We start from the raw sequence: 16,060 nt of genomic DNA, 5'->3' as shown, positions 1-16,060 counted from the left end.
TAAAGATCCGGCCTCTATCACTAGAAAACCTCAACAGCAATGAAGACCTTCCTGAATATTTCGCGCTTTATCGTAGGAGTATTATTCATTTTCTCCGGCCTCGTGAAAGCCAATGACCCACTCGGACTCAGCTATAAAATGCAGGAGTTTTTCGAGATCTGGAATATGCACTGGCTCAACGATTATACCCTGGCATTCTCCATCCTCATGATCACTTTCGAGATCATTGCAGGTGTGGCCGTACTGGTAGGTTATAAAATGCGTCTCTTCAGCTGGCTCCTGTTGCTGCTGATCATCTTCTTTACTTTCCTTACCGGTTATGCGCTTTTCTCCGGAAAAGTGCGCGAATGCGGCTGCTTCGGCGATTGTATCCCGCTCACGGCCGATCAGAGTTTCATGAAGGACCTCTTCCTGCTGGTGCTCATCATCCCGATCTTCATTTACAGCAATCGCATCAAACCCGCACTCAGCGTGCGTAACAGCATCCTGATACTGTTCTTCTCCACCATCCTCACCATCGCCCTTCAATGGTTTGTGCTGATGCACCTGCCGGTGGTTGACTGCCTGCCGTACAAAGTGGGCAACAATATCCCTGAAAAGATGAAAGCGCCTCCCGGCTCCATCCCAGACAGCACCGTGATCAATTTTGTGTACAAGAAAGATGGAAAAGAAGTGGAGTTCACTGCCGAATCATTCCCTGATGATTTCGACGACAGCATTTACACTTTCGTAAAAAGATATGATAAAGTGGTGCGCAAAGGCAATGCCTCACCCAAGATAAAAGACTTTGCCCTCAAAACCTTCTGGGGTAACGATACCACGGCCGCATTGCTGGGAGAAGACAGATACCAATTGTACCTCTTCCTGAAAGATGATTACAATACAGGCAACTGGCCGTCGGTGCTTAACCTGATACTGGCTTCAGCGCAGGATAAACATATCGAGCCTTTCCTGGTGACCAGCATTCCTTTTGATAACTTAAGAGGAAAAGCGTTGAAACAGTTCACCCTGATGACACCGCTGGCCTGTGATGCCGTGGCCATCAAAACCGCTGCCAGGGCCAATCCTACGCTCTTCCTGGTGAAAAATGGAAATATCCTTGGCAAATGGGCGTACGCTGACCTGGATCAGGCAGTGAAAGCTGTACAGGCGCTTCCTGTGCAGACCATGGTGCCTGCCACACCTGCAGAGACTATGACCATTGAGCCGGCAGCAGACAGCAGCGGCAATAGCAGCAGCGCTCCGTTCTAAAACGCTCCGGGAAACAATAACATCGCCATTCAACCGCTCACATGATTAAATACATTACCAGACGCATTCTCTACGGCATCCTCGTGATGTTGGGCGTGGTGGTAGTTGTTTTCTTCCTCTTCCAGGGATTCGGTGATCCCAGCAGACTGGTGATGGGACAGCGCGCGGATACCGCCACCCAGGACAATATCCGAAAGGAGCTTTACCTGGATCAACCGAAATGGAAACAATTCTTTTTATACCTCAACGATATTTCTCCCGTAGCCATCCACAGCAAAGAAGCTATTGAAAAGAAACAACTCAAAGGTTTCTTTGTGGGCGGGGAAACGAAGCTGGGCGTTAAAGTACCCTACCTGCGCAGATCGTATCAGACCAAGAAAGATGTCTGGACCGTTCTGATGGAAGCCTTACCAGGCACTATCATTCTCGCCATAGCAGCCATGATCATCGCCATTGCCCTTGGCATCCCGCTGGGCATCCTGGCCGCCGTGAGAAAGAATACCTGGATGGATACGAGTGCTGTTTTCACCAGCGTTCTGGGCATTTCAGCACCCAGCTTCTTCATGGGAATTGTTGTGGCTTATCTCTTCGGGTTTCTTTTAAGTGATGTTACAGGCCTGCACATGACCGGCAGCTGGTTCGATATTGATGAAACCACCGGCGAGCGTTACTGGAGTATGCAGAACCTGATCCTGCCTGCTTTTACACTGGGCATCCGGCCGCTGGCCATCATCACCCAACTGACGCGCAGCTCCATGCTGGATGTTCTAACGCAGGACTATATCCGAACCGCCTATGCGAAAGGCCTGAGCAAACGCTCCGTCATCTGGCGTCATGGCCTGCGTAATGCACTCAATCCCGTTATCACCGCTATTACAGGCTGGTTTGCGGAGCTCCTGGCTGGCGCTTTCTTCGTGGAATACATCTTTGGATGGAAGGGTATCGGAAAAGTTACGGTCGATGCCCTGGAAAAACTGGATTTTCCCGTAGTAATGGGATCGGTCCTGATCTCTTCTTTCTTCTTTATTGTAATTGGAATACTGGCAGACCTGCTGTATGGGGTAGTTGACCCGCGGGTGAAGACCAATTAATTCAGGTGTGCCCAATTAGTCAAGGTGCGCCCGGTAGCCGCGTCCCCGCGAGTTACTTATATTTCTTCGCCGGAGGCGAGTGATTGGCAGCCAAACTATTTGATCACCACTTCCTTCACTGTGCTTTCACCCAGCACTTCATTCACGCGTGTTCTTATCTGATCTTTCTGATAGAGGAGTTCCTGTTTGAGAGGAGCAACGTTGGTGGTAATATAAAGCGTTCCGCTGTAGATGGCGATCTTGTCAGTATATTTTGCAATGGTCTTGCCCATGATCTGTTCCCACACATCTTCAATCTGTAATGCCTGAATGGATCCTTTGATCTTGCTTCTGTTCAGAAAATGTTTCATGGCATCGCCCAGAGAATATTCACCCATACTTGCTGCTTGAACATCAAAGGTAAACAATCTATTCTGCTTCCTGCAATGAAATTACCTGGTAAGATTGCTTCAACGCATCAAAATGGCCGCGGATGCGGGCTTCATGCGTATCGGTTAAAAAGATCTGTCCATCGTTCTGCACACATACCCAGTCGAGCAAATTATGCATGCGGTGCTCATCCAGTTTTTCAAAAACATCATCCAGCAGCAGGAGGGGAGCGAAGCCTTTGTGTTTTTTCAGCAGTTCGAACTCCGCCAGTTTCATGGCAAAGAGCAGGCTCTTTCTCTGTCCCTGTGAAGCGATATTCTTGAATGCCTGCTTTTTTAATTGCAGATCGATATCATCTTTATGAACGCCTGCGTTTGTGCGTTGCAGTAAGATATCTTTCTGTCGCATTCTCTGCAATAACCGGGGGAAGGGCTCCTTCAGCAACTGGCTCTCATATTCCAGTTCAAGTTCCTCCTCCGAGGCCGCGATCTGTTTGTAAAAACTTTTTACGGAAGGGATCAGTTCGGCCAGGAATTCCTGTCGTTTGCCGGAGATATACTGGCCGTATTGGATCAGTTGCTGATCGTAAACGTCAAGCAGACCGGTATCACGTATATTTTTTTCTGCCATGGATTTGAGAAATCCATTGCGTTGCTGGAGTACACGGTTGTAATCGATGAGCTGTTGCAGGTAGCTGGCATCCAGCTGGGAGAGGAGTGCATCTATGAAACGGCGGCGTTCCTCGCTGCCTTCCATGATGATGCGGATATCATCGGGGGCGATGATCACGCAGGGGTAGCGGCCCACATGTTTTGCGAATTTCTCGTAGAGCTCCCCTTCGAGATAAAATTCTTTTTTCCCGGTTTCCCGTAGTATGCAGACTGCCTCTTCCTTGCGGCCATTGAGTTGCATATCCGCTACCAGGCGGAATCCGGTGGCCCCGTGTTGTACATGGGCGCCGTCTGAGCGGCCGAAATAACTTTTGGTGAAACAGCAGTAGTAGATGGCGTCCAGGAGGTTGGTCTTGCCCATACCGTTCCGGCCACAGATCCCTACGATCCTTTCGGAGAAGGAAAACTCTTGCCGGGTATAGTTCTTGAACTGCACCAGCGATATGGAGTGGAGGAATAACAATCGATCTAAAATTACTGTACGGGTTATCAGCGATTAAGGTAGTTCCGGCAAAGGAAGAAACCGAATTGCAAATATTGGCCTTTTTTCCCTTTATCCCCTTATCTTTGCCCCTCAAATTTTTGTACTGTGGCCACTAAATTCTCAAAAGAAACTTATCTGTACTGGTACGAACTGATGCAACTGATCCGTCAGTTTGAGCTGATTGCCGAGGAAAAATATAAGATGGAAGGGAAGATCCGCGGATTTTTCCACGCTTATGTTGGCCAGGAAGCGATCGCTGCCGGTTGCATGACCGCTACCCGCCAGGAAGACCCCTTCGTTACAGCTTACCGCGATCACGGTTTAGGCCTTGCAAAAGGAATGAGCCCTGAATCCTGCATGGCAGAATTGTATGGAAAAGCCACCGGTTGCTCCAAAGGCAAGGGTGGAAGTATGCACTTTTTCGGAAAGAACGAGTACTTTTTTGGCGGACACGGTATCGTGGGCGCTCAGATCGGTACCGGAGCCGGACTGGCTTTCGCTGAAAAATACAAGGGCACAGACAATGTTTGCCTGACCTATTTCGGTGACGGCGCCGCCCGCCAGGGTATGCTGCATGAGACCTTCAATATGGCCATGACCTGGAAGCTCCCCGTTATCTTCATCTGCGAAAACAACCACTATGCAATGGGTACCTCTGTTGAGCGTACTTCCAATATCGTGGATATCTATAAACTGGCAGACGCTTATGAAATGCCCGCAGACTCTGTGGACGGCATGAGCGCCGAAGCAGTACATGAAGCAGTATCCCGCGCCGTGAAAAGAGCACGCGAGGGAGATGGTCCAACCCTGCTGGAGATCAAGACCTACCGTTATAAAGGTCACTCTATCTCCGACCCTCAGAAATACCGTACCAAGGAAGAAGTGGAAGAATACAAACAGCGCGATCCTATCGCGATGGTTAAAGACACTATCCTGAAAAATAAATTCGCAACTGAAGCAGACCTGGATGCCATCGACAAACGCGTGGCTGAAAAAGTAGACGCTTCCGTGAAGTTCGCCGAGGAATCCCCATGGCCGGATGACAGCGAAGTATTGAAAGATATCGTATTACAACCCGATTATCCATTCATTGTGGACTAATCCGCTTATTAAACAACCTTAAACACAACACTTGCCAAATGGCTACTGAAGTAAAGCAAACCGAACAAACAACGGCACCCGTTCAAAAATCTGCTGAAGAAAGATTCGCCAATACCTTCGAAGGATTCTGGGCCAGGAACGGCAAGAAAGTTTCCATCGGAATACTGGCCGTAGTGGTGCTCGTAGGTGGATATTTTGCTTATAACCATTTCGTGAAAGGGCCTGAGAACCTGAAAGCCGGCAACGCTATGTGGAAGGCTGAAAGCAATTTCAGGAACGATTCATTCGCCCTGGCGCTGAATGGCGACAATACCGCTGCCAACCCCGGTTTCCTGAAAGTGATCAGCAAATACGGTGGCACAGAATCAGGCAATCTCGCTAAATTCTATGCAGGTTCCTGCTACCTCCAGCTCGGTGATTTCAATAACGCTATCAAATACCTGAAAGATTATTCTTCCACATCGGATGTACTGAACGTTCGCGTATATGGTCAGCTCGGAGATGCTTACTCTGAACTGGGTAAGAAAACCGAAGCGATCGACAACTACAAGAAAGCCGGTAAAGCATTCACTGAAGATACTTTCAACTCTTCCGAATACCTGTTCCGCGCCGCTATGCTGCTGGCCGACGAGAACAAAACAGCAGATGCCATCGCTATCCTGAAAGATGTGAAGAAGAATTTCCCACTTACTCAACGCGGATATGAAGCGGACAAGTACCTGGCGAAACTCGGAGAGACCAAATAGAACCATTTAATATGGCAGAAGTAAGCAACAGCAAGTTATTTCAAATAGATACGGGCATTCTTCAAAAGGATGCCTGTATCGTTATTGTGAAAACCGAATGGAACTCAGCAGTAGTGGATGAGCTGGAAAACGGCGCCATCAAAATGCTGAAAGAATACGGTATCACGGATATCCGCACCATTGTTGTTCCCGGCGCTTTTGAGATCCCCTTCGGTGTAAAAGCCTATTGGGATAATAACAAGCATAAGAGCAACCGTCCCTGCGCCATCATCACTTTCGGATGCGTGCTCCGTGGAGACACACCGCATTTTGAATATGTTTGCCGCGCCGTGACCGATGGCGTGCTGCAACTCAATCTCCAACTGCCCGTGCCCGTTATCTTTGGTGTGCTCACTGTGGATAACCAGCTACAGGCCGATGAACGCATCGGTGGCCGCCATGGCCATAAAGGAGAGGAAGCGGCCATCACCGCCGTGAAAATGATTGCACTGAACAACTCTTTCAAAAAGTAAAATGAAGGTTCAACTTTTCATCCCCTGCTTCATAGATCAGCTCTATCCGCAGACCGCTTTCAATATGATGAAAGTACTGCAGAAAGCGGGTTGCACCGTTGAATACAATCCTGATCAGACCTGCTGCGGACAACCCGCATTCAATGCCGGTTTCTGGGAAGACAGTAAAGAAGTCTGCACCAAATTCCTCAAAGACTTCAGCGGACCGGACTATGTAGTGGCCCCCAGCGCCTCCTGTACCGGCTTCATCCGTAACTATTATCCCAAACTTTTTGATAATTCCTCCCACCACAACGAGGTGAAAGACCTCAAAGAACGCACCTTCGAGTTCTCCGAATTCCTGGTGAATGTGCTGAAGATCGAAAACTTCGGCGCCAAACTGAATGCCAGGGCAACTTATCATGACAGTTGTGCGGGGCTCCGCGAATGCAAGATCAAGGAAGAACCCCGTCGCCTGCTCAGTCATGTAAAAGGATTGGAAATAGTGGAAATGAAGGATGTAGAGACCTGCTGCGGTTTCGGCGGCACCTTCTCCGTAAAGTTCGAGCCCATTTCCATCGGCATGGCCGACCAGAAAGTGTCCAATGCCCGCGAAACGGGAGCCGACTACATTATCTCCACAGACCATAGCTGTCTCATGCACCTCGACGGATACATCCGGCACAAAGGCATTTCCATGAAGACCATGCATATTGCCGACGTGCTCGCCAGCGGCTGGTAGTCCGTTTTAGCCATTTATACAAATTGTTACCCTTTTGTCCCGCCGGATTTGTATTTTCAATGGCACTAAAACGGCAATTACATGAAAAAACTCCTATTGTTATTCTTCCTTTCAGGAACTGTAGTGGCAGTGTCCAATGCGCAGGACAAAGGCAAGCCACCGGTTCCCGGAGCAGCGGCAGACACTGCTAAACCCAAGAAACCCGCTGGGATCACAGACAAAGTGAAGAGCGCACGCAAAGTGGATGGCCTCTTTACCGTATACCAGGATACTGCCACAGGCAGCGTTCAACTCTATATCAAAAAGAACCAGCTTGGTAAAGAGTACATCTACCAGAGCTTCTCCGTAAACGGCCCCACCACACTCTTCCTCAATCAGGGTATGCACCGCACTACCTTTGTATTTAAAGTGGAGAAGGCATTCGACAAACTGGAGTTCTCCCAGGTTAACACCAACTTCTACTATGATCCATCCGATGCTGTCAGCAAAACATGGAATGTAGATAAACCAAAAGCTGTTTTCCATTCAGAGAAAGTGGCAGGTGAAGATGGGGATGGCTATCTGATCAGTGCAGACGCACTTTTCATCAGCGAAAAAATGGACGGCGTGAAGCCCAACTTCGGTCCCAGCCCGTTTGCAGCCATGATGTTCAACCTCGGCGGCCTCAATCCGGCAAAGTCAAAATACTATACCATCCGCAGCTTCCCCAACAACACAGACATTGTGGTGGACATGGCATATGATAACCCCAGCACTATTGCACAAAGCGGTCCGGATATCACAGACGCCCGCTATGTGCGCGTACGCATGCAGCACTCACTCATCGAGATGCCGCAGAACGATTTCAAAGGCAGGCTGGATGATCCACGCGTTGGTTATTTCTCAGAAAACGTTACCAACCTCACCAGCATCAGCACCACTCCTTACAAAGACCTCATCCACCGCTGGAACCTGAAGAAAAAGGATCCCAACGCAGCATTGAGCGAGCCCGTTGAACCACTGGTATACTGGGTGGAGAATACAACACCGGTAGAATACCGCGATGCCATCGTTGAAGCAGGACATAAATGGAACGAAGCTTTTGAAAAAGCAGGTTTCAAGAATGCCGTGCAGATGAAGATCATGCCGGATGATGCCACCTGGAGCCCTGACGATATCCGTTACAACGTGATCCGTTGGGTAGCCAGCGCACAACCCAGCTACGGTGCTATCGGACCCAGCTTCGTGAATCCGAAAACAGGACAGATCCTCGGTGCTGACATCACCATCGAGTGGGCTTCAGGAAGCGCAGTTCCTAACCAGGATGATCTCTTCAAATCAGGTCCATCCATGGAAATGATGAAAGATCTTATTGTAAAGGAAGAGCCTGAAATGAAGATCCCCGGCGTAAAACACAATCACCTGGCTACCTGCCGCATTGCACATGAACTGAAAGCACAGTTTGTTGCCGGTACCACTTTCCTGGACGTGAACAACGCTTCTCCCAAAGAACTGCGTGAAATGCACAAGCAATTCCTTACATACCTGGTAATGCATGAAATGGGCCATACACTTGGTCTCAATCACAACATGAAAGCATCCCAGATGCTCAGCCCGGCTGAGATCAACAATACAGCCATTACCCGCAAGATCGGCACCATGGGCTCTGTAATGGATTATCCTGCTGTGAATATAGCAGCTGATAAATCCAAACAGGGCGACTATTATACAACAAAAGCAGGCCCTTATGATATCTGGGCTATCGAGTATGGATATTCTGAGTTTGCTCCTTCGGAAGAAGCAGCAGGACTGAAGAAGATCCTCAGCCGCAGCACCGATCCACAGCTCACTTTCGGTAACGACGGTGATGACATGCGTGCTCCCGGTAAAGCCATCGATCCACGTGTGAACATCATGGATCATACCAATGATGCTATCGGGTATGCTGAAGAACGCTTCAAGATCGTGAACGCCACCATTCCGAAACTGATCGGCAAGTATTCAAAGGATGGACAATCGTATGCTGAACTGAGGTCACGTTACGGCAACCTGGTTGGTCAGCGTATGAATATGATCTCTGCTGTGAGCCGTTATATCGGTGGTGTGTATGTAGACAGGAGCTTCCCTGAGCAGAAATCAGAAACAAAGCCATTCACACCGGTACCCCTGGCTACCCAGAAAAAAGCCATGGACGTACTGACCAAATATGCTTTTGCTCCCAATGCTTTTGATGTGGATGCACAGGTATATCCTTACCTGCAGATGCAGCGTCGTGGATTCAACCAGCCTAATGCCGGGGAAGATTTCCGTGCAACCGCCAATGTGCTGCAAATGCAGGCCAATGGCGCTCTCGCACATATCCTGCATCCGGCTACCCTGCAGCGTATCACCAACAGCCGCCTGTATGGCAATCAGTACAGTGCAGCTGATGTGATGAATGATCTTCAGAAAGGTATCTTCAGTGCAGACATTGCCACTAACGTGAATGTATACCGTCAGTACCTGCAAGGCATCTTTGTAAAGGGGCTGGCGAATATCGTGGAAGCCAAGGATTATGATGATGTGGCGAAGGCCGCAGCGCTGAACACGCTGAAGAAGATCAAGGCCCAGCTGGCCACCGCCGTTTCTACCAACGAAGAAACCAAAGCGCACAGGGCAGCATTGTTGTTCAATATCAACAAGGCGCTGGACCCAAAATAAGTTTGATTTGATTTTTATAGTTATCAGAAAGGCCGCGGACAAAACCCGCGGCCTTTCTGTTTGCTTTGTTATATTGCTAATTTTCAGTATTTTAGGTAAAGTGTAGAGAGGGGAATCTTAAATTTTAGATTACTCGTGTATATTTGAGAGGTTAAAAAACAGGCAAATTATTGGAACTCACCTATAATTTCGTTTTCGGAAATGAAAATAACGAAGATTAATCTAAAAGACTTTCATCAGTTTAAGGATATTTCAATCGATTTAACCTATCCTAAAGGTCATCCTAAGGCTGGCGAGCCATTAGATAAAGTTTGTATAATCGGGCAAAGTGGAACTGGAAAAACTACTTTACTGAAGATTGTTGGTGGGCATACCTATACACTATTTGACCTATTTGAAGAGTATGGTCCCAAAGAATTAGAAGAAGTAAATGTATCTATGAAATTTGGCAGACTTGAATATGATATCAAGGTAAAGAAAGGCAGCACTAATGAAAAAATAAATACTTATAGTGCAACCAATGTATTAATGGACGGAAAAGATGTAGATTTTGAAGATGCAGTCATATATCGGAAGGAGCAATTGGAAAAAATTAAGACTAGGTTTATTTATTTTCCAGCAGATCTGAAATATGAATTTGAATCTGGGAATACAAACCTGGCTGATAAAAAAGTAATCAATTTCAGACATGAAAAAGTAGGAGATATATGGAAACTTGTGTTTAACGAGATCCAAAAATTTCAAGAGGAAGAGATAATACTACAGCAGGAAATTGCAAAAGTGGCTGTTGAAAAAAGCACTGACACAAAAGCAATTCGAAAGTCAGTAAAGAAATTGGAACAATGGCGAAAAAATGCTGAAAATCCAATTAAGCGTCTTGCTGAAGAATGTCTTGATCCCATATTGAAACATCTAAATTTGCGAGTAAAACGTGAGTTTAAATTTGAATCTAAAGATGATTTGGGAATCGTTAAATTAGAAGATTTGAATGGAAATGAAGTCCCCTATCATTTGTTAAGCACAGGCACTAAGCAAATTCTTTTAACGGCATTACCACTTTACCTTTTAAAGCCAGATCAGACCTTAATTTTATGCGATGAACCGGAGAGGTCATTGTATCCTTCAATGCAAAAATTCATCATTGATTATTATACATCTTTAACACAAAATTCTCAATTCTTTTTCGCGACCCATTCTCCTATCATAGCTTCCTCATTCGAACCTTGGGAAATTGTGGAATTGAAATTTGATGAAAAAGGTTTCGTGTATCAGGAAAAATACTATCCTGAGGGAGCAGAAAGACACGTTGACAACTACACCATTATTCCTTCTTACTTAACCTACGACCTGATGTTAAGTAAAGTATTTGATATGGATGAAACGCATTCACATGACAGGTCAGAAAAGATCACTGAAGTTTTGATGCTGAGAAATCAATTACTCGAATTGAAAAAGAAAGATCAGCTTAAAACCGCAAAAGCTCAGAAATTGTATAAGAATTACCGAGATTTGGCCTCCAAATTATTTTGGGATTTCGAACTACAATAGCTGCTATGCGAAAAATCAATAAGACTTTGACTTTAGCTTCTGCATATAAAACCTGGTTGGAATCTTTAGAAGCTGATCATCCTGAATACAAATCCTCAGGCAAATTCTATTACGACATTGTAGCAAACCTTCTCTGGGTTCAGCAAGGTTTATGCGCATATACAGAAATGTTCCTGTCTAACCCTAAAGATGTAGATTCTCAAAACTGGCAAAAAGGACGATTGAAGGAAAAGAAACTTGAATTCCTTGGTCAGCTGGATCATTATGATTCAAGCCTGAAAAAGAAAAAAGGGTGGGAATGGGATAATTTTTTCGTTATTCATAGTGATATCAATGTAAAAAGGAAAGGTCAGAGGAAAGTTAACAAACTTTTGAAGCCTGATGAAGAAAAATACGACCCCTTTTATTACTTGGATTATGATTTCAAAACTCATAATTTCCTACCCAACAGGACACGAGACTTTGCTCTTCAATCAAAAATTCTGGAAGATATCAATACCCTTGGCCTGAATTTCAAACCTATCATAGACTACAGAAAAGAATATCTCAAACCCATCATCGATGATGTTCTCCTGGGCCAAAAAACGCTCAAACAAGCTCAGGAAGCCCTATTCAAATTTTACACCGCCTTTGAAATGAGTATTAAAGAGTTAGGATTAACCTAAAATCATTAAATAAACACCCGCTTCTCATACGTATAATTCTCCCTGAACTCCTTCGGCGTACATCCCTTTTTCTTCTTGAACAACCGGTTAAAGTTGGAGATATTATTGAACCCGCAATTATAAGCCACTTCAGCAATGGATCTATTGGTATCTATCAGTAACCTAGATGCATGGCCCAAACGGATCTCCAGTAAACTATCAATAAAATTCATTCCGGTCTGCGCTTTGAAGAACCGGCTGAAAGATACTTTGGTCATATTGGATAACCTGGCCGCATCAGACAACTGAACCGATTTATCGAAATTCTGATTGATATACTCGATCACTTTCTCCACCCGCTTGCTGTTGTAACTGGGCTGGCTCTGCGCAAAGCCTGCATCCGAGATCAGGCGGGCGTTACGGGAAACGGAGAGGTCATGCAGAATGCTCATCAGTTCCAGTACGGAATCGAAGCCCTGACGTGTTTGCAGTTCTTTCAGTCTGCCGCTCAGTGCATATGCCGTTTCTTTGGAGAAGAGAATGCCGCATTTAGATCTCTCGAACATCTCCCTGATAAAATGAAGCTGGCTTCTGCGTAACATCTTCTCATCAAAAAAATCTTTATGGAACTGAATAGTGATCTCATGGATCTCCGTGCTTTCACATTTGTAATTCTTCCAGGCATGCGGCAGGTTGGAGCCAACAAGTACCAGATCTATATCATCTATCTCTTCCATAACGCTGCCGACTATGCGCCGGGCGCCTTTTGCATTGATCACCAGGTTGAGCTCCAGCTCTTCGTGGTAGTGAAGCGGGAAATTGAACTCAGATTTGGTCCGGGTAAAAATTGTAAAGCAGTCACTGGAGGTGAGGGGGGTAATCTCCTTGAGCATTATCCTACTTTAAATGTGTTAAATAAATACAATTTGACTTGCGGGAATCCGTAGCAATTCGGGTCAATATTAATCAATCTTAATCATTGAATTATACGTGTAAATACTTTTTTTGAAAAAAAGGGGATCAAAAAAGACCGGATAAAGTATAACAGGAGGATAATAAAGTATTATTCGTGTGATGGTATAAGATATACTTTTGAGCAAACGATATTGCTTTATGAGAAAAAAGTTTTTCTTTAACCTCCTGTTGCTTGTGCTTGCCGGGGTCCAGTGCCTGGCGCAGGCAAAACCCATTGCCGGAACTGTTACCAACGAAACCGGGGAACCGCTTTCCAATGCTACAGTGACCATCAGAAAAACGGCCTTTTCAACCAAAACCAATGCACAGGGTAAATTCTTCCTGGAAGTGCCGGCAGGAGCGGCCACGCTGGTAGTCACTTACGTGGGAATGGACAGTGCCATTGTTCCACTCACCAACGCTGCCGTATATACCATACAACTCAAGCCCCTGGCCACTGCGCTCTCAGATGTGATTGTGGTGGGGTATGGCACCGTCAAGAAATCAGACCTTACCGGTTCTGTTCAGCGGATCGGCAGGGAAGATCTTATACGTGAAAACCCGGGCAACGTGTTGCAAGCCATGCAGGGAAAACTGGCTGGCGTGAACGTTACCCAGAACGACGGTGCTCCCGGAGCCGGCCTCAGTATCCGTATCAGGGGCAGCAACTCCTTTCTGGGAGGTACTGAGCCACTCTACGTAATTGATGGCGTTCCCTTCAACAACAGCAGCAGCGGTTCCACTCCTTCAGCTATTGGCGAAGATGAAAAGCAAAGTCTCAATGCACTGGCATTCCTCAATCCTGCCGATATTGAGTCGATCGATGTGCTGAAAGATGCCTCCGCAACCGCTATCTACGGTTCCCGCGGGGCCAACGGCGTGGTTTTGATCACCACAAGAAAAGGAAAAGTGGGGAGAGATAAAGTGGAACTGCTCGCCAATGCAGGAGTAGCGGAAGTGACCAAAAAACTGAAGATGCTCTCGCCCCTCGAATACGCAAAATTCCAGAACCTTTCATACGCCAACGCCAGGAAATACGATGGCGCCACTTTCAATGATCCGTACCCTGATCTTTCAAAGTTTGAAAATGATCACACCGACTGGCAGAACTCGATCTTCAGAAAGGGCTACCAGCAACAGTATACCGCCAATATTTCCGGAGCCAATGAGAATGGCAACCATAGCATCTCTTTCAGTTATATAGATCAGGATGGTATCGTTCAGAATTCCGGTTACCGGAAAATGGGCCTGAACCTTAACCTGAACAGGAATCTTGGTAAGGTCTTTCGTATCGGCACCAGTACCGCCGTATCAAATGGCATCACCCGCGGTGTGAAAACGGGCACAGATAAATCCGATGCCGCCAGCGCCGGTGTGATCAGGGCCGCACTCACATATCCTACTACCATTTCCACCGTTGAAGAATATGACGGAACAGGAGAGGGCTACTTCATCACTAACCCCGTTATCTACACGAATGATGTACTGAACAAAGTGAATGCCCTGAATATCTTCTCTTCCAATTTCCTGGAGATCAACCTCAGCAAAGACCTGAAGTTCCGTCAGAACCTGGGCTTCAACTATGGCGCCAATACCAGGGACCAGTATTATCCCCGCAGTGTTTATGAAGGTTTCAGCGCCAGGGGATGGGGATTGAAATCAGACAATCTCTGGACCAGCTTCATTACAGAAAGTATCCTCAGCTATGCAAAAAGCTTTGGTGAGCATTCGCTGAACTTTATGGGTGCAGCCACTTACGAGAAAACCTCCGGACAGTGGAAACGTGCAGAAGCAAAGGATTTCCCGAACGACCAGCTGGAAAATGAGAACTTCAAAGCAGCTGCACTGGTGATGCCTGTTACCAATAATCGCTACAGCTCTGCGCTGGTGTCCTTCCTGGGCAGGGTCAATTATTCACTGTTCGATAAATACCTGGTGACCGCTTCTTACCGCCGTGATGGCTCCAGCAAATTCGGTAAATCCAACAAATGGGCAGGCTTCCCTTCCGCTGCCATTGCCTGGAAAATACATAAAGAAGATTTCATGAAAGGGGTCGGCGCCATCAGCGAGCTCGGTCTCCGCGCCAGTTACGGACAAACAGGCAACCAGGGCATTGGTGCTTATTCTTCGCTCGCCAAACTGGCCGTTTATAATTATCCCTTCGATGGTACGCAATATACAGGCCTGGCTGATGACGTATCCGCCGGCCCAGCCAATGACTCCCTCATCTGGGAAACAACTACCGCTTACAACCTTGGACTTGATCTGGGCCTGTTCGATGGCAGGTTGAATTTCCATGTGGATGCCTACTATAAAAAAACGAAGGATCTTCTGCAATTCGTTACCACACCGCCTTCCACCAGCTTCGAAAGGCAATTGCGAAATTCCGGTACTGTTGAGAACAAGGGTATAGAACTGGCAGTGGATGCAAAACTGGTAAATGGTAAGGACTTTGAATGGAAATCAAGTGCCAATATTGCTTTCAACAGGAATAAGATCCTGGAACTGGGAAGCGGTCTTACCGAACAGTTTGCCGCTAATATTTCTACCGGTGATGCGCCATTCATCCAACGGGTGGGCTTACCTATCGGCGCACTGTACGGATATGTGGAAGACGGATTCTTTGATAACGAAGCGGAAGTGCGTAACTCACCATTGTACACGGGAAATGAGAACAGCATTATCCGGAGAATGATCGGTGAAGTGAAATACCGCAACCTGGATAAGGACCCCACTGCCATTTCAGTGTCTGATCAGACCGTTATAGGTGATGTGAATCCCAATTATATTTTCGGTTTCACCAATAATTTCCGCTACCGGAATTTCGATCTTTCCATTTTCGTGAATGGAGTTCAGGGCAACGATGTGATCAATATGAACACCCGCTTCAATGATAATTTCGGGGCAGGAAAGAATGTTACGGAAGACATGCTGAACGGAGCCTGGGTAGAAGGGAAAGACAACTCCAAAGCCACTGGCCCCAAAGCCATGCGCCAGTTCTGGAGGAATATGCTGTTTACGCGCCGGTTCATTGAAGACGGCAGTTTTGTGCGCATCAAGAACCTCACCATCGGGTACAATCTCCCGCAGAACCTGATCCGGAATATCCGCAATATCCGCGTGGCATTTGCAGTAAACAATCTTTATACGTTTACCAACTACAGTGGGTTTGACCCTGAAGTGAACAGTTACGGCGACAATCCCGCCATGTTTGGCGTGGATCTCGGTGGTTATCCCAACTCACGTACTTATTCATTCAGCCTGCGTTGCAGTTTCTAAATCCCTACAA

13 protein-coding genes are annotated in these 16,060 nt (G+C 46.7%); 10 read left to right on the top strand and 3 right to left on the bottom strand.

The annotated features are described in order from the left end of the window. The first annotated feature begins 39 nt into the window (after positions 1 to 39). Positions 40 to 1,251: a BT_3928 family protein gene (locus ACTHMC_RS28540; RefSeq protein WP_440418488.1), complete on the top strand. Its 1,212-nt coding sequence runs from the start codon at positions 40 to 42 to the stop codon at positions 1,249 to 1,251. Between the two features lie 41 nt (positions 1,252 to 1,292). After that, on the top strand, positions 1,293 to 2,342 hold the full coding sequence (locus ACTHMC_RS28535) for an ABC transporter permease (protein ID WP_440418487.1): 1,050 nt from the start codon (positions 1,293 to 1,295) through the stop codon (positions 2,340 to 2,342). Positions 2,343 to 2,437: 95 nt separating this feature from the next. On the opposite strand, the gene ACTHMC_RS28530 is transcribed toward ACTHMC_RS28535, so the two are convergent. Both ACTHMC_RS28530 and recF read right to left on the bottom strand, forming a co-directional pair. After that, positions 2,438 to 2,719, bottom strand: a complete 282-nt coding sequence (locus tag ACTHMC_RS28530; RefSeq protein WP_440418486.1) for a DUF721 domain-containing protein — start codon at positions 2,717 to 2,719, stop codon at positions 2,438 to 2,440. Positions 2,720 to 2,750: 31 nt separating this feature from the next. Continuing rightward, the gene (gene recF / locus ACTHMC_RS28525; RefSeq protein ID WP_440418485.1) at positions 2,751 to 3,845 is read right to left on the bottom strand and encodes a DNA replication/repair protein RecF; all 1,095 of its coding nucleotides are present in this window, start codon (positions 3,843 to 3,845) and stop codon (positions 2,751 to 2,753) included. Positions 3,846 to 3,971: 126 nt separating this feature from the next. On the opposite strand from recF, the gene pdhA reads away from it, so the two are divergent. The 7 genes from pdhA to ACTHMC_RS28490 all read left to right on the top strand — a co-directional run bounded on the left by pdhA (position 3,972) and on the right by ACTHMC_RS28490 (position 11,838). After that, positions 3,972 to 4,967: a pyruvate dehydrogenase (acetyl-transferring) E1 component subunit alpha gene (gene pdhA / locus ACTHMC_RS28520; protein WP_440418484.1), complete on the top strand. Its 996-nt coding sequence runs from the start codon at positions 3,972 to 3,974 to the stop codon at positions 4,965 to 4,967. A gap of 38 nt (positions 4,968 to 5,005) precedes the next feature. Beyond that, the gene (locus tag ACTHMC_RS28515; protein WP_440418483.1) at positions 5,006 to 5,713 is read left to right on the top strand and encodes a tetratricopeptide repeat protein; all 708 of its coding nucleotides are present in this window, start codon (positions 5,006 to 5,008) and stop codon (positions 5,711 to 5,713) included. Positions 5,714 to 5,724: 11 nt separating this feature from the next. Next, positions 5,725 to 6,225, top strand: a complete 501-nt coding sequence (gene ribH, locus ACTHMC_RS28510; RefSeq protein ID WP_440418482.1) for a 6,7-dimethyl-8-ribityllumazine synthase — start codon at positions 5,725 to 5,727, stop codon at positions 6,223 to 6,225. A 1-nt stretch (position 6,226) separates the two neighbouring features. Next, positions 6,227 to 6,946 carry a (Fe-S)-binding protein gene (locus tag ACTHMC_RS28505; protein ID WP_440418481.1) on the top strand — a complete coding sequence of 240 codons (720 nt, stop codon included), beginning with the start codon at positions 6,227 to 6,229 and terminating at the stop codon, positions 6,944 to 6,946. 81 nt (positions 6,947 to 7,027) lie between these two features. Beyond that, positions 7,028 to 9,625: a zinc-dependent metalloprotease gene (locus tag ACTHMC_RS28500; protein WP_440418480.1), complete on the top strand. Its 2,598-nt coding sequence runs from the start codon at positions 7,028 to 7,030 to the stop codon at positions 9,623 to 9,625. A 201-nt stretch (positions 9,626 to 9,826) separates the two neighbouring features. After that, positions 9,827 to 11,173, top strand: a complete 1,347-nt coding sequence (locus tag ACTHMC_RS28495; protein WP_440418479.1) for an AAA family ATPase — start codon at positions 9,827 to 9,829, stop codon at positions 11,171 to 11,173. A 5-nt stretch (positions 11,174 to 11,178) separates the two neighbouring features. Beyond that, positions 11,179 to 11,838, top strand: a complete 660-nt coding sequence (locus tag ACTHMC_RS28490; RefSeq protein WP_440418478.1) for a hypothetical protein — start codon at positions 11,179 to 11,181, stop codon at positions 11,836 to 11,838. A 5-nt stretch (positions 11,839 to 11,843) separates the two neighbouring features. On the opposite strand, the gene ACTHMC_RS28485 is transcribed toward ACTHMC_RS28490, so the two are convergent. Next, positions 11,844 to 12,710 (bottom strand): AraC family transcriptional regulator, encoded by an 867-nt coding sequence (locus ACTHMC_RS28485; RefSeq protein WP_440418477.1) that lies wholly within the window; start codon positions 12,708 to 12,710, stop codon positions 11,844 to 11,846. Between the two features lie 220 nt (positions 12,711 to 12,930). Between ACTHMC_RS28485 and ACTHMC_RS28480 the strand changes: the two genes are divergently transcribed. Continuing rightward, a complete protein-coding gene (locus tag ACTHMC_RS28480; RefSeq protein WP_440418476.1) occupies positions 12,931 to 16,050 on the top strand; it encodes a SusC/RagA family TonB-linked outer membrane protein in 3,120 nt (1,039 codons plus the stop codon). Positions 16,051 to 16,060: the final 10 nt, after the last annotated feature.

This window comes from Pseudobacter sp., assembly GCF_051955275.1.
Lineage (GTDB): Bacteria > Bacteroidota > Bacteroidia > Chitinophagales > Chitinophagaceae > Pseudobacter.
This window is presented reverse-complemented; position numbering and strand designations above follow the sequence as displayed.